The sequence below is a fragment of the bacterium genome, from assembly GCA_019912885.1.
Taxonomy (GTDB): Bacteria; Lernaellota; Lernaellaia; order JACKCT01; family JACKCT01; genus JAIOHV01.
On the sequence record JAIOHV010000069.1, the window covers coordinates 31,369 to 51,946 of the forward strand.

Annotated in this window: 15 protein-coding genes and 1 tRNA gene; 9 read left to right on the forward strand and 7 right to left on the reverse strand. The window is 65.0% G+C overall.

Features of this window, described 5'->3' with window-relative positions; genetic code table 11:
* Nucleotides 1-81 precede the first annotated feature (81 nt).
* The gene (locus tag K8I61_05870) at nucleotides 82-1,068 is read left to right on the forward strand and encodes an NAD(P)-dependent oxidoreductase (GenBank protein ID MBZ0271542.1); all 987 of its coding nucleotides are present in this window, start codon (nucleotides 82-84) and stop codon (nucleotides 1,066-1,068) included.
* Between the two features lie 124 nt (nucleotides 1,069-1,192).
* Here K8I61_05870 and K8I61_05875 read toward each other — a convergent pair whose 3' ends face one another.
* Nucleotides 1,193-3,622 (reverse strand): beta-propeller domain-containing protein, encoded by a 2,430-nt coding sequence (locus K8I61_05875; protein MBZ0271543.1) that lies wholly within the window; start codon nucleotides 3,620-3,622, stop codon nucleotides 1,193-1,195.
* Nucleotides 3,623-3,824: 202 nt separating this feature from the next.
* Complete coding sequence (locus tag K8I61_05880; GenBank protein ID MBZ0271544.1) at nucleotides 3,825-6,101, reverse strand: beta-propeller domain-containing protein; 2,277 nt, start codon at nucleotides 6,099-6,101, stop codon at nucleotides 3,825-3,827.
* 442 nt (nucleotides 6,102-6,543) lie between these two features.
* Between K8I61_05880 and K8I61_05885 the strand changes: the two genes are divergently transcribed.
* The 3 genes from K8I61_05885 (at nucleotide 6,544) to K8I61_05895 (ending at nucleotide 8,643) form a co-directional block, all read left to right on the forward strand.
* Nucleotides 6,544-6,617, forward strand: a tRNA-Met gene (locus K8I61_05885).
* A gap of 233 nt (nucleotides 6,618-6,850) precedes the next feature.
* Entirely contained in the window at nucleotides 6,851-8,134 is a 1,284-nt protein-coding gene (locus tag K8I61_05890) for a 3-isopropylmalate dehydratase large subunit (GenBank protein ID MBZ0271545.1), read from the forward strand.
* Nucleotides 8,131-8,643 (forward strand): 3-isopropylmalate dehydratase small subunit, encoded by a 513-nt coding sequence (locus K8I61_05895; protein ID MBZ0271546.1) that lies wholly within the window; start codon nucleotides 8,131-8,133, stop codon nucleotides 8,641-8,643. The genes K8I61_05890 and K8I61_05895 overlap by 4 nt, the downstream gene beginning before the upstream one ends.
* Here K8I61_05895 and K8I61_05900 read toward each other — a convergent pair.
* Nucleotides 8,640-10,019 (reverse strand): hypothetical protein, encoded by a 1,380-nt coding sequence (locus K8I61_05900; protein ID MBZ0271547.1) that lies wholly within the window; start codon nucleotides 10,017-10,019, stop codon nucleotides 8,640-8,642. The genes K8I61_05895 and K8I61_05900 overlap by 4 nt on opposite strands.
* Nucleotides 10,020-10,240: 221 nt before the next feature.
* On the opposite strand from K8I61_05900, the gene K8I61_05905 reads away from it, so the two are divergent.
* The 3 genes from K8I61_05905 to K8I61_05915 all read left to right on the forward strand — a co-directional run bounded on the left by K8I61_05905 (nucleotide 10,241) and on the right by K8I61_05915 (nucleotide 13,683).
* On the forward strand, nucleotides 10,241-11,440 hold the full coding sequence (locus K8I61_05905) for an exo-alpha-sialidase (protein MBZ0271548.1): 1,200 nt from the start codon (nucleotides 10,241-10,243) through the stop codon (nucleotides 11,438-11,440).
* A 33-nt stretch (nucleotides 11,441-11,473) separates the two neighbouring features.
* Nucleotides 11,474-12,760, forward strand: coding sequence for a B-box zinc finger protein (locus K8I61_05910; GenBank protein MBZ0271549.1), 1,287 nt, complete (start codon nucleotides 11,474-11,476; stop codon nucleotides 12,758-12,760).
* A gap of 119 nt (nucleotides 12,761-12,879) precedes the next feature.
* Nucleotides 12,880-13,683 carry a hypothetical protein gene (locus tag K8I61_05915; GenBank protein MBZ0271550.1) on the forward strand — a complete coding sequence of 268 codons (804 nt, stop codon included), beginning with the start codon at nucleotides 12,880-12,882 and terminating at the stop codon, nucleotides 13,681-13,683.
* 180 nt (nucleotides 13,684-13,863) lie between these two features.
* On the opposite strand, the gene K8I61_05920 is transcribed toward K8I61_05915, so the two are convergent.
* On the reverse strand, nucleotides 13,864-15,318 hold the full coding sequence (locus K8I61_05920; protein ID MBZ0271551.1) for a B12-binding domain-containing radical SAM protein: 1,455 nt from the start codon (nucleotides 15,316-15,318) through the stop codon (nucleotides 13,864-13,866).
* Between the two features lie 40 nt (nucleotides 15,319-15,358).
* The gene (locus tag K8I61_05925; protein ID MBZ0271552.1) at nucleotides 15,359-16,396 is read right to left on the reverse strand and encodes a flippase-like domain-containing protein; all 1,038 of its coding nucleotides are present in this window, start codon (nucleotides 16,394-16,396) and stop codon (nucleotides 15,359-15,361) included.
* Between the two features lie 91 nt (nucleotides 16,397-16,487).
* Between K8I61_05925 and K8I61_05930 the strand changes: the two genes are divergently transcribed.
* Nucleotides 16,488-16,946 (forward strand): CAP domain-containing protein, encoded by a 459-nt coding sequence (locus K8I61_05930; protein ID MBZ0271553.1) that lies wholly within the window; start codon nucleotides 16,488-16,490, stop codon nucleotides 16,944-16,946.
* Nucleotides 16,947-17,027: 81 nt separating this feature from the next.
* Here the strand turns inward: K8I61_05930 and K8I61_05935 are convergent, their stop codons facing one another.
* Entirely contained in the window at nucleotides 17,028-18,083 is a 1,056-nt protein-coding gene (locus K8I61_05935) for an NAD-dependent epimerase/dehydratase family protein (protein ID MBZ0271554.1), read from the reverse strand.
* Nucleotides 18,084-18,417: 334 nt separating this feature from the next.
* On the opposite strand from K8I61_05935, the gene cysK reads away from it, so the two are divergent.
* The gene (gene cysK / locus K8I61_05940) at nucleotides 18,418-19,377 is read left to right on the forward strand and encodes a cysteine synthase A (GenBank protein ID MBZ0271555.1); all 960 of its coding nucleotides are present in this window, start codon (nucleotides 18,418-18,420) and stop codon (nucleotides 19,375-19,377) included.
* Between the two features lie 104 nt (nucleotides 19,378-19,481).
* On the opposite strand, the gene thpR is transcribed toward cysK, so the two are convergent.
* Nucleotides 19,482-20,078 carry an RNA 2',3'-cyclic phosphodiesterase gene (gene thpR, locus K8I61_05945; protein MBZ0271556.1) on the reverse strand — a complete coding sequence of 199 codons (597 nt, stop codon included), beginning with the start codon at nucleotides 20,076-20,078 and terminating at the stop codon, nucleotides 19,482-19,484.
* Between the last annotated feature and the right edge of the window lie 500 nt (nucleotides 20,079-20,578).

Below are 20,578 nucleotides of genomic sequence, written 5' to 3' on the forward strand. Positions count from 1 at the left end.
CATCGCCGACAAGAGCCCTCGCCTCGATAGCACGTTCGCGTTAACCTCTTTTCTCTTTGCTCTTTTCTCGTGGAGACGAGCATGCGCATCATGCTAACGGGCGCGACGGGTTTCATCGGATCGCACGTCGCCGAGGCGTTGCGCGCGGACGGGCACGACGTGACGCTGCTCGTGCGCGATCCGGCGCGCCTGCCGTTTTCCGCCGATGGCTTCACGATCGTCACCGGCGACCTACTGGATGACGCCGCTCTCGATCGCGCGCTTGACGGCGCGGATGCGGTCGTTCACGGCGCGGCGAAGGTCGGCGAGTGGGGCACGCGCGAGCAGTTCCACCACACGAATGTCGAGGGCACGCGGCGGCTCGTCGCGGCGTGCGTCCGCGGCGGCGTGCGCCGTTTCGTGCAGATCAGCTCCATGTCCGTTTACGGCAATGGCGACAAACACCTGACCGCCATTTCCGAGGACGCGCCAATGCGCAAGACGGGCATGCTCTACGGCGAGAGCAAGGTGGACGCCGAGCGCGTGACGTGGGACGCGCACGAGCGCGGCGAGATCGAGGCGACGACGATCCGCCCCGGCATGGTGTGGGGCCCGCGCGACGGGCAGTTCTTCCCGAAGATCATCGACGGATTCCGCAAAAAGAATCTTCCGTACATCGCGGGGGGCAAGGCGCGCCTCGGGCTGACGCACGTCTCCAACGCCGTGCAGATCGTGCGGCTGACACTCGAGAAGGACGCCGCGAAAGGCCGCGCCTACAACGTGGACGACGACGACGCGCGGACGTTCCGCGATCTGGCCGAGGCGATCTGCGCGCGGCTCGAACTTGCGCCACCGAAGCTCTCATTCCCGCGCTTTGCCGCCAAGGGCGCGGCGTACGCGTCCGAGGCCATCGCGCGCTTGTTGGGCAAGAAAGACGCGCCGCTCATGACGAAGATGGGCGTCTACATTCTTTGCTACGACAACGATGGATCGGTGGAACGCGCCAAGACCGAACTCGATTTTGCGCCGCACCCGGAGCGCTTCGACGAGCGACTCACCGAGGCGCTTGCGCCGTACCGGAAGGAATAGACTGGAAGGCTGGAAGACCGAAAGACTGAAAGGTCATCGCAAAAACGCGGCGCACCGAAGCGGTTTCGCCTCGGCACGCCGCGCATAATGTCTCTTTTCTCGTTTTCTCTTTTCTCTTTTCTCCTCAGCGCAGCCGCACCTTCGCGATGTCAATCCACGAATCGAGGTTCGTGACCTTCACGCCGTTGGTGGACAGGGTGTAGAGCGCGTTGTCGATGACCGCCGAACGCAGGGGTATAGCCAAGCCTCCGAACCAGCCACCGATGCGCGTGTGTTCGATTTCGCCAATGAAGTCGAAACCGTCTTCAACGGAAACGTCAAACGCGAGAAAGCCGGCGAACAAGCCGGGCGAGCCGCCGTCGCCGATCCACTGCGTATCCACCAGCGGAATCGAGAGCAGATCGTACGGTTCGTAGTAGAAAAACGCGTGGTGTTCGAGCTTGGCCTGCGAGGTCACGCCCGCCGCGCCGAGATCGAGAAAGTGCACGCGCCGCGGATCGGCCATGTCGCTCACGTCAAACATCGATAGCGCCACACCGCCGTTCGCGCCGAATTCGTCGCCCCCTTCGCCGATCGCCATCAGGTGATCGTCGCCAAGCGGATGGAGGTAGGTCGAGAATCCGGGAATGATGAGCTCGCCCAAGACTTTCGGATCGTACGGGTCCGCAAGATCGAGCGTGAACAGGGGATCGCATGAACCTTCCCCGTCTCCCTCATCCTCTTCGGTCGCCCAGGGATTTTCGCCCACCCATCCGCCGTCAACGAGCTCGGAAAACGGTATCGGATAAGTGACGAGATAGCCGCGGTCGCCCATGAAGCGCGCGGTGTATAGCTCTTCGCCGGGCGCAATGTCCTCGACAAAACCCGTCGGCGTCAATGCGCCGTCCGAAGCGTCGTAAACGTACACGCCGCTGGCGACGGCGCCTTCGACTCCCGTGGGATAGGTCGACGCGACGCGCAGGTAGCCGTCGTATTCCCCCATGCTGAACGGGTTGAGCACGAAGCCGGGCACGGGCGCCGAGGCGGCGTACGACACCACGCCCGTCTCGGGCGCGATGTCGAAGCGATGCACGCCGCTGGCCTCGGGATAGAACGCGGGCAGCAGGCCGAGATCGCGCCGCACGCCGATCATCGTCCCCGCGACGTACAAGCGCTCCGTCGTCGCATAGGGCGACAGCCCGGATGCCAGAACGCCAAGCGCGTGCGTGTTGGCGGTCGCGCTTGCGAAATCGTAGGTCAGGATCGAGAGCACATCTCCGCCTTCCGGTTGCGCGGGGTGAAACAGCTCGTCGCAAGGCACAAGAAATTCCACCTCCGACTCTGCCGCGGCCAATCGAATGTACGAACGTGGGAGCCATTGATCCAGGGTCCCGGCGTTGATGATCTCGCGATTCTGTTTTTTCAGTTCTTCGAGCGCCTTGAGATGCTCATCCTCGGTCGGATAGTTCACGAAGATATTGTATTCGACCGCCGGCCCGCCCTTGGTCGTTCGCATCGCAAAATAGATGCGTTCGCCGATGCGCCGCGATCCAGCGATGTCGGCCTCGATGAAATGTTCGCCGGTCACCGCCGGCGCGGTCCGGTCCGAGACATCGATGATCGTGATCTTGGTGACGGCGCCCGTGATTTGGGCGTTCGGTACGCCGGGGAAAACGTCCTCGGACGACGGGCGGTATTCGACGCCGCTGATCACGACGACGCGGTCGCCAAAAAGGTGCATGCCGGCGCCCCAATTCTCGACCTCGACCGATCCGATCACGCGCGTCGCCCACGCGGGCTGCGCGTCCAGGATGTAAAGCACGCCGCCGACAAGAGCGTAGAGATACTCGCCGTCGGTCTTGATGATGTCGTCCTCGTCGACGCCTTTTTCCTGATTGTTGGTTTCGCTGTAGGCGTCGTCGTCACCGCCATCGTCGTCGTCATCATCGTCATCCATGTCGTCGTCGGCCATGTCGTCGTCGCCGCCGCCGTTGGTATCGTCGTCCGAATGGCTGTCATCGTCGTCCAGGCCGTCGTCATCATCGTCATCGGTATCGTCGTTATTCGCGGCGTCATCGTCGCTTCCGGCCGCGCTGTCGTCATCGCCGTCGTTTTCGGCGCTGTCGTCGCCGGTAAATCCGCAGCCGCACCCGCCGCATGCACCGTCGTCATCGTCGTCGCCGCCGGTCGCGCCATCGTCGTCGAGCGGCCGGCCGCTCTGGTCATCGTCGTCGCGCTCGTTCTCGCCGATCTGGAAATCGTCGTCGTCCCCGTCGTCGTCCCAATCGTCGTCATCACCCCAGTCATCGTCCCAATCGTCATCCCAACCGCCGCTCCACGGGTCTTCCCACGGGTTGTCGCGATCGATGCGCTCTTCCATCGCCGCGATTGTCGCGGCTTTCAACCACGCTTCGGCTTCGGCGCAAGAGCTGACGTATTCGAGCGTCGGATCGTATTCCTGCGCGGCAGCGGGCGCGGGCCATGCGAAATTCACCGCCGCGATCAGCGCGAACATGACCGCGTACAATCCCGCCCGATACTTTTTTGACGACGAGCGCGTTGGCGATGGTGTCATCGAATTACCCTCCGATAAATCCAGCCGGCGCCATGCGTGCGGCCGGCTCTCCCCTGCTCAACAAACCCGCGGCGCAACCATCATAAACCCCGAACGCGACGATGTGCGAAAAAATTATCGCAGACGCGTTCAACAATCTTTGTGAAGCCGAAAGGCCGCCCGTTGTGCGACGGCCTTCCAGCCTTCCGGTCTTCCAGCCTCTTCAGTTCAGCGGCACCATCGCCACGTCGGCCCAGAACTCCAGGTCGGTGACGACCACGCCGCCGTCGGAGAGCGTATAGAGGTTGTCCTCGATGTAGACCGTGCGTCGCGGGTTGGTGAGCGCGCCGTCGCCGAACGCCGTGTGCTCGATGCCGCGGATGAACTCGAACCCGTCCTCGGGCGAGACGTCGAACGTGGCGAAGCCCGCGAACGGCCGGCCGTTGCCGCCGTCGGCGAACCATTCGTCGGTCCGCACGGGGATCGACAATAGCTCGAGCGGCTCCCAGTAGAAAAACGCGTGGTGCTCGAGCTTCGCGTCGGAGGTGATGCCCTCGGCGCCGAGGTCCACGAGGTGCGTCTGCGTCGGGTTGGCGAAATCGCTGATGTCGTAGATCGCAAGCGCCACACCGCCGTTCGCACCGAATTCGTCGCCGCCTTCGCCGATCGCAAGCAGGTGATCGTCCCCGAGCGGGTGCAGGTAGGTCGAGAAGCCGGGGATGACCAGTTCGCCGACAACGACCGGGTTTTCCGGGTCCGCGAGATCGAGCGTGAACAACGGGTCGCAAGCGCCGCAGTCGTCCCCATCGTCCGGCGGCGGGGGATCCTCTTCGTCCCACGGATCCTCTTCTTCGTCCCACGGATCGTCCGGCGTGCCGCCCGGCGCGGGATACGTCACAAGGTATCCGCGGTCGCCCATGAAACGCGCGGTGTAAAGCTCCTCGCCCGGCGCGATGCCGCCGACGCTGCCCGACGGTGCAAGGACGCCGCTTGTCACGTCGAAGATCGACACGGCGCTTGCGATGTAGACGTTCGCGTCGCCGTACGTCGCCGCGACGCGCAGATAGCCCTCGTGCTCGCTCATGCTGAACTGGTTGAGCACGAATCCCGGAATCTCCGCGGACGCGGTGTAGACCGCGCGCCCCGGCTCGCTCGCGATATCGAACATGTGGATGCCGCTCGTGTCCGGGTAGACCGCGGGATCGCGGCCGAACAGGTCGCGCGCGCCCTCGACGGTGCCCGCGACGTACAGCCGCTCCTTCGCGGCGTAGACCGCAAGGCCGCTGGCCAGCACGCCGACGGACTCCTGCGTGTCGTCCTGGCCGTCGAAGTTCAGCGTGATGACCGAGAGCACGTCGCCGCCGCGCGGCGTTTCGGGGTGGAGCAGCTCGTCGCACGCCGTCAGGAATTCCGGCCCGCCGGCTTTCGCGCCGCCCTCGGCTACGAACCCCATCGGCAGCCAGTCGGCCGGCGTGCCGTCCTGAATGCGCTCGCGGTTCCACGCTTTCAAATCCTCGACCGCCTGCTCGAACGACTCGCGATCGGGGTAGCTGTAGGGGTCGAGTGCGTACTCGACATCGGGCCCGTTCTTGTCGGTATGCAGCACGATGTGAATGCGACTATCGACGCGGCGCGAACCCGCCACCGTTCCCTCGGCCCAGCGCTCGCGGATGACCGCCGGCGCGGTGAGGTCGGAGATGTCGATGACGGTGATCTTCAGGACCGGCCCGTCAACGGCGAATCCGATCGCTTCGATCCATTCTTTGGGTAGATCCCAACCGCCGACATCCGTCATGGTCACGACCGTGTTGCCGAAAAAGTGCATGCCGATCGCGCGGCCGGGCACCGGAAGCGAGCCGATGACGCTCGTCGACCACGCGGGCTGCGCATCGAGGACGTAGAAGACGCCGTTGGCGAGCACGAACAGCGATTCGCCATCCGTCTTCACGATGTCGTCCTCGTCGATGCCCTTTTCCTGGTTGTTCGTACCGCTGTGATCGTCGTCCTCATCCCCGCCGCCGTCATCATCATCAGTCACATCATCATCATCATCATCGTCGCCGCCGAAATCGTCGTCGCCGCCGTCTTCCGCGGACGCGTCGTCATCGTCGTCATCATCGTCATCGCCGCCCGCCGCGACGCTGTCCGAATCGTCGTCGTCATCATCATCGCCCGACGATCCGCAACCGCATCCGCCGCAGCCGCCGTCGTCGTCGTCACTGGCGCCGCCGTCCCATCCGCCGTCATCGCCGCCCCAGGGATCGTCGTCGTCCTGCCCCCAGTCGTCGGGGATTTGATTTTCGCGATCGACGCGCGCCTCCATCGCCGCGATCGTCGCGGCCTTGAGCCACAGCTCGACGTCGTCACAATCGACACACGGCACAAGCGCATTCGGGCCGTTCTGCGCCTTCGCGGCCGTCGCCCAAAGAAGCACAAGGATGATCGCCGCCGCCAAAACAAGCGGGCCGATCGCTTCGCTCAGGGGTTTTCGCTGTTCCATGGTTTGAATGTCCGCGCGCGTTCCCGATTGCATTGGTGCCTGCCTCCCCGATGACGAAGACGCACGACGGCCGCCGGATGCCGAGACGCTTTCGTTCGTATATCCGCGGAGCATCGATGCCTCCCGCAAAAAGAAATTTCGATAGACGGACCTTTGGGGAAGCAACACTCGCGCCAACCGCGGACTTGCTTGAAATCACTTGGGATCGCGCGATTCGCGTGGAGAGATCGAGGGGCGGAGGCAGCGAAAAACTGAGATGGACAGGGATTTTCTGAAGGCGTTTACCGCGAAGACACGAAGAGCGCCAAGCGCAACATGTCGCCTCCGACGTCCCTTCGCGCCCTTTGCCTCTTCGCGGTGTAACGCGCGTGCCGCGCGCCTTGACACTCCCCCGCCCGTGGCCGATATTTCGCGCCCTTGCCGCGTTTGCGGCGCGTCTTTCGCCGGCGTAGCTCAGATGGTTAGAGCACGCGACTCATAATCGCGGGGTCCGGGGTTCGATTCCCTGCGCCGGCATCGTCTTTACCGCAAAGGCGCCAAGGAAACGCAAAGAGCGCGAAGAACCGTCCGATTCAGGCGCTTTCGCGCAATCTCCCTTTCGCATAAAATTGTTGGTTCGTGGAACGCGGCGCTAAGCGCCGCTCTTGACGTCGCCACGCGGAACGCGGGGTGACTCTCAACGCGCGCTGAAGGCGCGCTCCAAACGCCGTCGTGCGGGACGCGCGGCGGCTCTCGACTTGGGATTCGACATGGGCATGACTCTGGCTGAAAAATTGATCGCGAGGCACGCGGGCCGAGACGCCGTGCGTCCGGGAGATTACGTGACGGCGAAGGTCGACATCGTGATGGCCAACGACATCACCGCGCCGCAGGCGATCCGCGTGTTTCGCAACCTCGGCGCCAAGGACGTGTACGACAAGGAGCGCGTCGTCTTTTGCTCGAGCCACTTCACGCCAAACAAGGACATCGCTTCCGCGGAGCAGGCGAAGGTGATGCGCGAGTTCGCGCGCGAGTACGCGCTGAAGTGGTACTTCGAGGTCGGGCGCGGCGGCGTGGAGCACGCGGTGCTGCCGGAAAAAGGCATCTCGCTGCCCGGCGACCTGATCGTCGGCGGCGACTCGCACACCTGCACCTACGGCGCGCTCGGCGCGTTTGCTTCCGGATTCGGATCGACGGACGTCGGCTGCTCGATGGCCACCGGCGACGTGTGGCTGCGCGTGCCCGAAACGCTGCGCGTGATCGTAAACGGCACGCTCTCGCCGTTCGTGTTCAGCAAGGACGTCGTGCTGAATTTCATCGGGCGAATCGGCGACGACGGCGCGCTCTACCGCGCGATCCAGTGGGAAGGCGAGGTCATCGATCATTTGACGATCGAGGGGCGCCTGACGATCAGCAATATGGCGATCGAGGCTGGCGGCAAGGCGGGCCTGATGATCCCCGACAAGAAGACGCTCGAGTTCTGCGAGGCGCGAAAGTCGCGGCCTTTTGAGCCCGTCTACCCCGACGCCAACGCCGTGTACGGCGAGACGATCGAATTTGACGTGACGGGCATGGAGCCGCAGATCGCCTGCCCCATGCTGCCCTCGAACGTGAATCCCATCAGCAAGGTCGCGGGGCAGGAGATCGATCAGGTTTACATCGGAAGCTGCACCAACGGCCGCTACGAAGACCTGGCGATCGCCGCGCCGTTTTTCAAGGGCCGCGAGGCGAAGGTGCGCACCATCGTCGTGCCGGCAAGCCAGGAAGCGTGGATGCGCGCCAACAAGGAAGGCCTTCTGCAAATCTTCGCGGAAGCGGGGTGCGTCGTGTCCACACCCGGATGCGGCGCGTGCCTTGGCGGATACATGGGCGTGCTCGCCAAGGGCGAACGCTGTCTTTCGACGACCAATCGCAACTACGTCGGACGCATGGGGCACCCCGAGGCGCTGGTGTGGCTCGCCAATCCGGCCGTCGCCGCGGCCACCGCGATCACCGGCAAAATCACGCACCCCGAAGAGGTGGCGCCCGCGGACCTCTCGGAGGTGGCGTCATGAGAACGTATTTCAAGGGCAAGGTCTGGAAATTCGGGCGCGACATCGACACCGACGTCATCATCCCCGCGTGCTACCTGACGACGATCGACCCCGCGGAACTCGCCGCGCATTGCCTGGAGAGCGCCGACCCGGACTTCGTAACGAAGGCCGAGGACGGCGATGTGATCGTCGCCGGCGACAACTTCGGTTGCGGCTCGTCGCGCGAGCACGCGGGGCTGGCGATCCAGGGCTCGAAGGCGCCGTGCGTCGTGGCCAAGAGTTTCTCGCGGATCTTCTTCCGGAACGCCGTGAACCTCGCGCTGCCCGTCGTGATCTGCCCCGAAGCGGTGGACGCCGTTGAGAAGGGCGACGAGATCGAGGTGGATGTCGCGGCAGGAACGGTGACGGTGCCGAAGGCCGGCAAGACCTTCAAGGCGACGCCGCTGCCGGAATTCATGGAAAAGCTCTTCCAGGCCGGCGGCCTTGTGCCGTACACGCAAAAGCGCCTGGCCGAGATGGGGCGGCTTTAGTCGGCCGACGCGCCCGAGCCGGGCTCCTCGTCGAACAGGCTGACCCACGGGCGTGCCGTCTCGTATTCGATCATGAGCCGCTCCGGCTTCCGGTTCCATCGTGAGGCCTCGATGATCGCCTCCGCCTCCGGCCGCGCGCCTGCAAGCCGAGCCGCGGCCGGCAGATTCGCGTCGCGCATCGCATCCATCACCGCCTGCGCCATGAGATAATACCCCCGCCAGGTCATGTGGCAGACGTCGACAAACAGCTTCGGGTCGCCGAGACCCCAGGGCGCCGTCGCCTCGTACGCGGCTTCGAGATCGACAAGCGGCACGCCCGTCTCGCGCGCAATCCTGCGAAGGCGGTCGTTGAGATGCGGCCGCATGCGATTGATCGACCAACTCGCGACGTAGAGACGATAGAACTCGCGCGCCCGCCCGAAATCGCCCCGCCGCTCATACGCCTCGGCGAGAAGGCGCAGGGACGCGCCCTGGTGGCGCACCTCGGCGAAACGTTCGATCGCCGCGTCGAACTTACCCTCGCGCGCAAGGTCGATCCCCTCCCTCGCGGCGGGATCGTCGAGCGGATCGAAATCAATCCCGATTTTTTGCGGCGATTCGGGCCAGTATCGGTAATTTATCGGCAGCGTCGCGAGCAACAGTTCGACGCCGGCGTCGCGGCAGGCGGCGACCATTTTGCGAATGTTGGCGACGTATCGCCGCTCGAGGCGTTCCTCGGATTCCCGCGCCGCCGTGAAGTAACTCCTCTCTTCCGGCCGGATGTCCGGCAGCAGGCCGCGCTTGAGCGTGCGATAGAGCACCCACCGATGCAGCGGCTCGTTGAGGGCGGTCGGCGCGCCGAAGCCCTCGTTGTTGCCGGTCATGACGACGACCAGATCGGGATCGATCGTCGCGACGGTCTGCCGAACGATCTCGGCGACCGCGGTCGAATCCTGACCTCCCGCCGCCAGGTTCGGGACCTCGGCCGGCGCGCCGCCCGGCGCGGCCTTCAGCGTTTCGCGGATCCAGTCCGGAATACCGAGGGCCTCCACATCGTCGTTGCCCTGGAAGTTGTACGGCGAACCCATCGCAAAGCTGCCGCCGGTCGTGACGATGCGATAGCCACTTTTCTTCGCGGGCATCGTCATCGCATTCATCATCGGGTGACGCACGACGATGACGTCGGCGTCCCGCGTTGCGAAGTCGCCGAATAGCCGCGCCGGTCCGAAGTGCGCCAACTCGTCCGCGGTCTCCGTGCGGATCGCGTCGCGTCGCTCAAGTCCCGAAAGCAGCCAGGTCGCCGCGATCAGCAACACCGATGCCGGAATGAGCGCGAAGAGCGCGCGTTTCATGCGGCGCGACCAAACGGCTGCGTAAGCCGCGGGACGGCGCGTCACGACGCGCCTTCGTGCGCGCCGGCGGTCATGCCCCCGAGCCTGAAGAACCCGCTTTTGACGCATGGCCATCCCAAGCCGTTTTTTACCTCGTTCGCATGGCTTGCGGACGTTAGCATGACCGCTTCGCGCAAACACGCCGCAACGCGCCGTTCAACTTTCGCGTTGACGACGCGCCATGCGCGGCCGAATATGGCGGCTTAAACGGACCGGGGAGGCTTACGATGGTCGCGGCGAAACCGATGGCGGTTGCAGACGGCGACACGCTTGTCGTCGTGGGGACAATGAAGGGCGCGTTCTTTTTCGCGTCGGATGCGGCGCGCGGGAAGTGGCGCGTGAGCGGGCCGTATCAACCCGGCCTTGCGGTGTACGCCGCGGCGTACGATACGCGCGGCGGGCGAAACCGCGTTTTGCTTGGCACGAACGGCGGACACTTCGGCTCGACGATCAGCCATTCGGACGACTTCGGAAAAACGTGGGTCACGCCGGATGAGGCCCCCATCCGCTTTCCGGAGAAGGCCGGCGTTTCGCTCGAGCAGATCTGGCAGATCCAGCCCGGCCGCGATAGCGAACCGGACACGCTGTATTGCGGCGTACAGCCGGCGGCGATGTTCATCTCGACCGACGCGGGCGCGACTTGGGAGCTTTGCAACGGCCTGTTCGATCACCCGCATCGCCCCAAGTGGCAGCCGGGCGGCGGCGGCCTTTGCCTGCACACCATCCTTCCGCACCCGAAGGACGCCAAACGTATGCACGTGGCGATCTCGACGGGCGGCGTCTATCGAACCACCGACGGTGGATACAAGTGGCGGCCGCGAAACATCGGCGTGCGCGCCGAGTTCATGCCGCGCAAATTCCCGCAGTTCGGCCAGTGCGTTCACAAGATCGTTTCCCACCCGAAACGGCCCGAGCGCCTCTTTTTGCAAAACCACTGGGGGCTCTATCGATCCGACAACGCGGGCGACACGTGGGTGGATATCGCCAACGGCGTGCCCTCGGATTTCGGATTCGGCATGGCCGTCCATCCGGCGCGCCCGAACACGGTGTATATCGTGCCGCTCGAGTCCGACATGTTCCGTTGCACGCCCGAGGCCAGGATGCGCGTTTACCGCACGGACGACGCGGGCAAGAGCTGGAAGCCGCTTTCGCGAGGGCTGCCGCAAAAAGACGCCTACGAAACCGTGCTGCGCGACGCGCTCGATGTCGATCCGCTCTCGCCCGCGGGGGTGTACGTCGGAACGCGCTCGGGCAAGCTGTTTGCCTCGCGCAACGACGGCGACTCGTGGACGTCGCTTGCCGACGGCCTGCCGCCCATCGTGTGCGTGAAGGCGTACGTCGCCGGCGGTGCGGCGAACGCGAAACGATCGGCGAAGACGGCGAAAACCCGCGCGAAGACGCCTCGCCCCGCGCGGCGAACGGCGTAGCGCAAACCATCACGCGAAACGAAAGGAGACCGCGTGGCCGATACGCGCCCCGGACAGAGCGTCGAGAGGTCGAAGGTCGTCCTGGTGGGATTCCAGTCCGGGAAAGACCGTTACGCCGCCATCAAGAAACTTTCGGAAATCCTTGGCATGGACTTCGAGGAGGCCTCCGAGATCGCGGACACCGCGCCAGTCGATCTCGTCCCCTCGTTGCCAACCGAAGCGGCGGAGGCCTTGTCCGAAAAGCTCGTCGACGCGGGCGCGGCCATCGAGGTCCTGCCGCTGACAAAAAACGCGAAGTTCTGCGAAATTCACCCGCACCGCTTCGCGCGCGCCTCGTGCAAGGTCTGTGGCAAATACGTCTGCATCATTTGTCTCCACGGTTCCAAGGGGAAACTTTTTTGCCCGGAGCACTACGAACTCTGGAAGCAGAAGCGCGTGCTGCGCGCGGTCGGCGGCGCGTTCCTGGTGTTGCTTCTCGTTTTCCTGGGCATCCTGTTTCGGCATCCGATCACGCGGATGGCGCGCTATCTCGGCCCGCACCACGTTCAGAAGGTCGGCGTCATCTTCGTCACGCAAAGACCGGGCGAGGCCAAGGGCGCGTATTACATGCGCGTGTTCAAGGACACGACGGCGCAGGACTACCTCCCCGGCGAGGAGCACACGGTCGCCGACATTGGCAACTGGTACAACACGGAATACCGGCGCATCGCGGGGAAAAAGCCGGAGGACGGCGGCGTGATGGATCTTCATCTCACCGGCACGTTCGACATCGATCTGCCGCCGCCGATGCCGCACGCGCGTGACGAGATGTCGTACAAGGCGTTCGCGCAATATTCGGAGTTTCGCGGCTGGTTTCAGAGCTTGATGAACGAGCATCTTCTGGATGCCTTCAAGACCGATGACATCGTCGTGGCGGTGGAGCTCGTCGACGAAACCGGCTTCGAAAAAGACTTCATGGAAGAGCTCGGCTTCGCCGCCGGCGGATATGCCTACGTGCGCGTGCCGGTCGTCAACCTCAAGTGGTCCGCGGAGTATTACGTCGCCGCTGTCGCGCATTACATCGGCCGCTCCATGGGCGCCACGCTGAAACTGAGCGACAAGGGCTACCCGCTCGACCCGCACGGCCTCGCCGAACCCGCGCAGACGCCGAAGTATCCGCAACAGAAGGCGTCGTTGATGTCCTGCTATCGCCCGATCCAGCCGTTCGAAATCGAACGGCCCTCGTCGCTCGATGAATACGTCATTTCACCGCTGACCGCGTGGGAACTCGGCTGGATCGGTAAACGGCGTATCAGCGCGTTGTATCCGGACGTGAATTGAGGAGATAGGCAACGGGAAATAGGAAACAGGGAAAAAGAGACTCACGCGCCGGCGCCGATCGGCGCTATCGCCCTGTCCATTTCGTCCATCATGTCCAAAACGTCCATGCGCCCCCCGTCATGAAACAATCGAAACGTGTCTCCGTGACATCACTCCTTGTCGCGCTCGCCTTCGCGTTCGCCGCGCCCGTCCATGCCGGCGACGCGGCTTTCCTGGCGCGTCTTGCGCGCGGCGCGGATGGGCGCGTCGTCGTTATCGGCCGCGCGGATCTGCCCGACGGTGCGTGGGTGTACGTCGAGGTCATCGCGGACCCCGGGCGCGCGGACGGCGTGTTCGCCGACGCGGTCCCCGTCGCGGGCGGTGCGTTCGCTTTGGCGACGCCGTTCGCCGCGGAGCTTCCCTACACCGCGACGTGCGCGCTGTCGCCGCGACTTTCGCCGGGGCTCGACGCCGACCTGGCGCGCCTTGCCGAAACACCCGGCGCGATACGCCGCGACATCGGCGCGACGTTCGAGTTGATCGTCACCGCGACGGCGGCGTTCGGCGACGCGGACGTTGTGGCGCGGCGGCGCGCGCGGCTTGCCGAATCGATCGAAAAAGACATTCGCACGCTGCGCGGCGCCACGGAGATTTCGAAAAACAAACCCGGCGCGCCCGCGCTCGCGGACGCACTCGAAGAACTTCGCCGCGCGGCCGAACGTGGCCGCGGCGCGGAAGGCTACGTGTACGCGGCGCCGCTCGCTGCGGAGCGCGAGCGTGCGATCGACGACGCGACCGATGCGCTAACCGCGCGCCTTCGCGCCACGATGGCAGGCAGGACCGACGCGAAGGCCGACGAGAAACTCGCCCGCGCGCGGCGTCGCCTCGATCGCATCGAGAAAGCGCTCACCGACTGGACGAAGACGGCGGAGACGACGCCGTAGGGGCGCGACGAATCGCGACGGTGAAACGCACGCCGCGCCCGCGTCGACCACAACATAAGGGCCTGCAAGAACCAAAATAAAAATTGACAGTCACAAAGGGCGCTGCCGCCACGGATCGCGCTTTTCGCATCGGCGCCGATTCTGTACGCGATCAATCCTCGTCGCGCCGAATCACCCGCGCTACGCGGGCGTCACGGCCGCCGCTCGGCGGCGGCGCGCCAGCAGCCGGCCTTCCTGGCGAGGCAGGAAAAGCCGCGTCGCGGCGAGCGTGGCCGCGAACGCAAGCTGGCGGCGGCAAGGCAGATCGCGCGCGATGCGGAACAGCCGGCGCGGACTCGCGTAGAACGCGAGCGTTGCGCGGCGGATCAGCCGGCGCGTTTCACTCGCGTCCACCTTTGCGAGCGTGAAACCCGCCATGCGCCCGTCGTAGTAGCTCGTCAGCGCGTCGTTATTCGGAACGATGGCGCCCGCGGCGACGAACTGTGCGTGCAATTCGCTGCCTGGCAGCGGCTGAACGAAGAAAAACGACGCCGAGTGCAGCCGCGACGACCGCGCGAAGCGGACCGTTTGCTCCATGTCCTCTCGCGTCTCGCCGGGAAAACCAAGCATGAAAAACCCATGCGTCATGACGCGCCGCGCCGCGAGTAGGTCGATGGCGCGGGCGGCGCGATCGAGCTTCATGTTCTTTTTCATCTCGCGCTGGATGCGCTCCGTGCCCGACTCGATCGCGATCGACACCTTGTACGCGCCCGCGTTCGCAAGCGCGTCCACCGTCTCCTCGTCGAGCTGATCGCCGCGAAGGCCGTTCGGAAACGAAATCGCGAGATCCTCCTTGCGCGCCGCGATGCCCCGGCATATCGCGAGCGTGCGATCCTTGCGCATGTTGAAGATGTCGTCGACGAACTGAATCTCGCGCACGCCATGCCGCGTCACAAGAACGTCGATCTCGGAAAGAACGCGCGCCGCGGAGCGGTAGCGGAATCGCTTGCCGTGGATGACATGGCAGTAGGTGCATCGATACGGGCAGCCGCGGCTCGTGGAGACGGAGAAATATCGTCGGTGGCGATACAGCGTGCCGATGCGCGGCAGGCGCGCGTACAAATCCAGATCGACAAGATCCACCGCCGGGTCGGGCAGAGCGTCAAGATTTTCGATCGCCGTTGCGTGGCCGCCATCGTGCACGGCATCGCGGTTCCGATACGAAAGCCCCGCGATGCCGCGCGCGTCATCGCACGCCGCAAGCCGCGAGACGAGATCGCAAAAGACATCCTCGCCTTCCCCCGCGACGGCGTAGTCGATCGCCGGATCGGCAAGCACATCGGCCGTCTGCGTCGAGGCCAGCGCGCCCCCGGCCACCGTCACGGCGGAAGGGCACGCTGCGCGCACGAGCGGCGTCAGCCGGTGCAACGACGGTGCCTGGCATGACAACGCGGTGTATCCGATGACGTGCGGATCGAACGCCGCCGCGCGCCGCGCGACCTCGCGCTCGTCGATGCCCTCGGCAAAGGCATCGATGACGCGCACCTTCGCGCCCAGGCGCTTGCGCAAAACGGACGCCACGAACAGGACGCCAATGGGCGGCGTCACCTCGGCGACGGTCGAATCGACCGGTCGGATGAACAAAATGCGGCTCATGTTCGATTCCGGTCGATATTCCGCGCGCGCCTGGGGCGTGTCAACGAACGGACGTTTCGTCCGTCGCATCCCGTAGGCCCGCTGACGAATCCTCGCGACGCAGCGAACGCAATGCCTCGCGAATGAAAGGAACGGCGATCGGCGCGCCGATGGCGTGCGGCACGAGATACTCGAAAAACGAATACGCGAATCCCGCCGCGACGGCCTCGCCGGGCGTCGCGTACGCCGCGAGCAAAACGAGCGCCACGCCCTCGCGCGCGCCGATCCCCGCGAAAAACACGGGCGCCGACGACACGATGACGATGAGCGTCACGTAGGCCACGAGGCGCGCCGTCGGCACGTCGATGCCGAGTTTGCGAAAGATGATCGCGCACGCCACGATCTCGGAGGCCTGGAAAATTACGGAATACGCGAGCAGGCCGAGCTTGGCACGAAACGGAATGCGTTCGAACGCCGCGAGAAGATCGCGCGCCATGTCGCCGAACCGCGCGTGGATCGTCTCCGCGGCGCGCACCGCGATCCGCCGCGCGGGCGCCATCTCAAGCGAGAAAAACAGCAGCAAGGCTGCGCCGGCTGCCGCGGACGCGGCGGCGATGGGCGACAGTGCGCCTGTCCCGCCGAAGGTCACAAGCGATGACCGCGCCTCGACGCCGGCCGCGGCGGCGCCCCCCGCAAACAGGATGAGCGTCGCCGCGAGCGCGAGATATTTGTTGTAGATCATCGTGCCGGCGACAAGCCCGACCGGCGCCTTGATCGACTGCGCGAGCGCCGCCGCGGTCACGAATTCGCCGGTTTGCATCGGCATCACAAGGCGCACCGGCCCGGTCGCCACGTCAATCCGCACGATCGTGGCCAACGGCGCCTTGACGCCGACGTGCCAAAGCGCGCGCCGCCACCGGTCCGCGTTCACGACGATGTTGAACGCGAGCGAGAACAAGACGAGAAACGCGATCGCAGGCCCGGAAAGCTCGCGCGCCGCCGCCGCCGTTTTGCCCACCGGCGCGAACGCGAACACCACGGCAAGCGCCGCGCCGGTGCCGGCGGCAAGCAGAGTGAGATGTCTCAGGACGCGTCCCAATTCGGCTCCCGCGCGTTGGTGAGGCGGCCAAATGACGCAAAACCGCCATTTCGGAATTGCGATTTCGGAATCCGGATTGTAATGACGAAGGATGGACCAAACCAGACGCCGCGCCGCTCTCGCGATTTGCGCCATCGCCCTTGCCTTCGCCGCCGGGTGTACCGCCGCGAAAGGGCGCGTCGAGTATTATCCCGATGTGGCCGAGAACGAATTCGACCAAAAAACGCTGATTCGGATCAACAAATACCGCTGGTCGCTGGGGCTTGCGCAGCTCACGCACGAACCGCATCTGGAAATGCTCGCGCGCGAGCACGCCCGCGCGATGCACGAGGCCGGCAAGATGTCGCACGACGGTTTCCGCGAACGCGCGCGGCGAAGCGGCATGACGACGTGCGTCGAGAATCTCGCCGTCGGCACGCGCACGTCCGAACAGGTGTTCAACGGCTGGCGCGCTTCACCGGGCCACGACCGCAACATGCGCGTGCCGGATCTGCATTACGCCGGGGTCGCGCACCACGGCGCGTATGTGGCGCTTCTGGCATGCGGGTGAAGAAAAGGCTGGAAGACTGAAAGGCTGGAAGTCTGGAAGGTCATTGCAACGCGTAACATGTCGTTGCGTTCGACTCTATCCTCAATCCTCAATCCTCCTCGTCAAATCCGCGTGGATCTCCTCGAAGATGCGGTCGAGCCCCACGGTCACGTCCCACCCCGGATAGTCGGCGCGAAGGCGCGACAGGTCGGAGATGTAGCAGATGTGGTCACCGACGCGCGCGGTCTCGACGTACTCCGTGTTCATCTTCTTGCCGGTGACGTCCTCGGCTTTTTCGATCGCCTCGAGAAGCGAAATCGAATTGCCGCGCCCGCCGCCGAGGTTGTACACGGCCGCGGGGCGCGGCGCCTCGAAATACGCCTCGATCGCGCGGCACACGTCGAGCGCGTGCAGGTTGTCGCGCACCTGCTTGCCCTTGTAGCCGAAGATGCGATACGTGCCGCCGGTCGCCGCGACCTTCACCAGATACGCGAGAAACCCGTGCAATTCGACACCCGCGTGGTGCGGGCCGGTGAGGCATCCGCCGCGAAAGCAAACCGTGTTCATGCCGAAGTAGCGGCCGTATTCCTGCACCATCAGGTCGGCCGCGGCCTTCGATGCGCCGAACAGGCTGTGCGTGCAATGGTCGATCGGAAAATCCTCGCGGATCCCCGCGCGGTCCTCGTCGCGTTCGTATTCCCACCGCGTTTCAAGTTCGACAAGCGGCACGCGGTTTGGCCCGTCGCCGTAAACCTTGTTGGTGGATAAAAAGCAAAACGCCGCCTTGGGCGCGTGCCGGCGCGTCGCCTCGAGCAGATTCAGCGTGCCGAGCGCGTTGACCTCGAAATCGTCGAACGGCCGATCCTTCGCCAGATCGTGCGAGGGCTGCGCCGCCGCGTGGACGATGAGATCGGGCCGTATCGCCGCCACGAGATCGTCCACCTTCGCGCGATCGCGAATGTCTCGTTCGACGAGCGTGTAATCCGGCACCGTCGCAAGCAGCTCTCGCCCGCGACGCCGCGTATCGCCGCCCGCCCCGAAAAAATCCATCCGCATATTGTTGTCGACGCCGGTGACGGCAAACCCGCGCCCGGCGAAATGCACGACGCACTCGGAGCCGACAAGTCCGGACGCGCCGGTGATCAGGGCAACGGGCATGGTTGAGCCTTTCTCCTTGCTGGTTTGTATCCGGTTATCGCGGCAGGCTCAATCGAATGGGGAATCGGGAACTGTAAAATGGCAAATTGGGAATTGGGAATTGCGGATTGCGAATGCCATCGCAAGCCGCCGTGTGCCCACGGCGTTCGCTTCGGCGAGGGAGCGCGTCAAACGGCCATCCCGTCCATTCGGTCCATCATGTCCAATTTGCGCGACCGTTGCTTGCGATGACCTTTCAGACTTTCAGACTTTCAGACTATTCGATCCGGCCCGCGCCACACCTTGACACGCCTTGCCGAATTCCCAATCGTTGCCCCAACTCCAGGGGGCGAACATGAGCAACTTTTTTCTCGACAACAGTTTTTCCATCGGCCGCACGCCGCTCGTGCGCCTCAATCGCGTGACCGACGGCGCCAAGGCGACCGTGCTTGCCAAGATCGAAGGACGCAATCCGTCGTACTCCGTGAAGTGCCGCATCGGCGCGGCGATGATCTGGGACGCGGAAAAACGCGGTAATCTGCAAAAGGGCATGGAGATCGTCGAGGCGACAAGCGGCAATACGGGCATCGCGCTCGCGTTCGTGGCCGCGGCGCGCGGCTATCCGCTGACGCTCACCATGCCGGAGACGATGTCGCTTGAGCGCCGCAAGATTCTCAAGGTATTCGGTGCGAACCTCGTGCTGACGCCCGGCGCGCAGGGCATGAAAGGCGCGGTCGAAAAGGCCGAGGAGATCGCCCGCTCCGATCCGGAGCGCTACTGGGTGGCGCGCCAGTTCGATAACCCCGCCAATCCGAAGATCCACGAATCCACGACCGGCCCGGAGATCTGGGAAGACACCGGCGGCGCGGTGGACGTGCTCATCTCCGGCGTCGGCACCGGCGGCACGATCACCGGCGTGTCGCGCTTCATCAAGAACACCAAGGGCAAGAAGATCACCGCGATCGCCGTCGAGCCTACGCATTCGCCCGTCATCACGCAAAAGCGCGGCGGCGAGGAACTGCGCCCCGGCCCGCACAAGATTCAGGGCATCGGCGCGGGATTCATCCCGACCAACCTGGATCTCGAACAGGTGGACCGCGTGGAGCAGGTGACGAACGAGGAATCGATCGCGATGTCGCGGCGCCTCTCGTCCGAGGAGGGCATTCTGTCCGGCATCTCCTGCGGCGCCGCCGCGGCCGCCGCCGTGCGCGTCGCGAAGGAGCCGGAGATGGAAGGCAAGACGATCGTCGTCATCCTCCCGGATTCCGGCGAGCGCTACCTGTCGTCGGTGCTGTACGAAGGGCTGTTCGACTAAATCGCAAAAGATTTTTCAAGACAAAGGCACAAAGGAAAACGCATGTTTCTTTGGGCCTTTGTGCGTTTTGTGCCCTTGTGGTGAAGCGTGATTTTGTCGTGCCCCTACGGCGTCCCCGTCAACCGTATCGTCCTCAACAACTCGTACTTCGAGCCGTCCGGCATGAGCGTCGATTTGTAGATCGCGATCGCGTCGATCGGCCACGCGCCGAAAACGGTGTCGATCATTCGCGCCGCGCGTTTGCGCAGGACGCCGAGTTGCTTGCCGGCCTTCACGCGCGCGAACGTGAGGTGCGGCGTGGCGTCTTTCTTTTCCGGCGCGACGCCAAACGCCGCCGCGACCCTATCGACATCCGCGACGAGCCTCGCATAACGGGCAAGATCGCCCCTGACCCCCGCCCACAACACGCGGGGCGAGTCGAAACTCTCAAACGCGCCGATGCCCGCGATTTCAAGCGCGAACGGCGCGTGCTTCCGCGCGATCTCTTCGAGCAGGTCGCCGAGCGCCGCGATGTCGGACTCGCGAACATCGCCAAGGAATTTCAGCGTGCCGTGGATGTTTTCTTCCGCGACCAGACGCACGTGCGGCAGATCGCCGAACGCGTCGCGCGCCGCGCCGGTGATCGCCGCGCGCACGTCGCCCGGAACGCTGACGGCGATGAACGCGCGGACTTTGCCGGCCGCCGGCCGAGACACGTCCACTTTGGCCTTGGGCTTGGACGACGGCGCGCGTTCTGTCCGTCGATCGACCCGCAAATCGCGCGGGCGCGTGTCCCGGCGCGGCGGACGTTCGTCGCGCGAACGATCGTCGCGCGAGCGATCGTCACGCGGGCGATCGTCACGACCCCGCGCCCGGTCGTCCCTGCGCGGCACCCGGTCATCCCTGCGCGGCGCCCGGTCATCCCTGCGCGGCGCCCTGTCGTCCCGCCTCTTGTCATCCCGCCTCTTGTCATCCTGAGCGGAGCGAAGGATCTCCCCCCGCCGACCCGGCGCCCGGTCTTCCCGGCGCGGCGGCCTGTCGTCCCTGCGCGGCGGGCGATCGTCGCGGCGCGGCGGACGATCATCTCGCGGACGTGTGTCCCTGTGCGGCGGCCCGCCGCGTGCGGGCGGCGACCGGTCATCACGACGCGGAGGTACCGCGTCACGGCGCGGGGGGCGCGTGTCCGTACGTGGCGGACGGTCATCTCGGCGCGGGGGGCGCG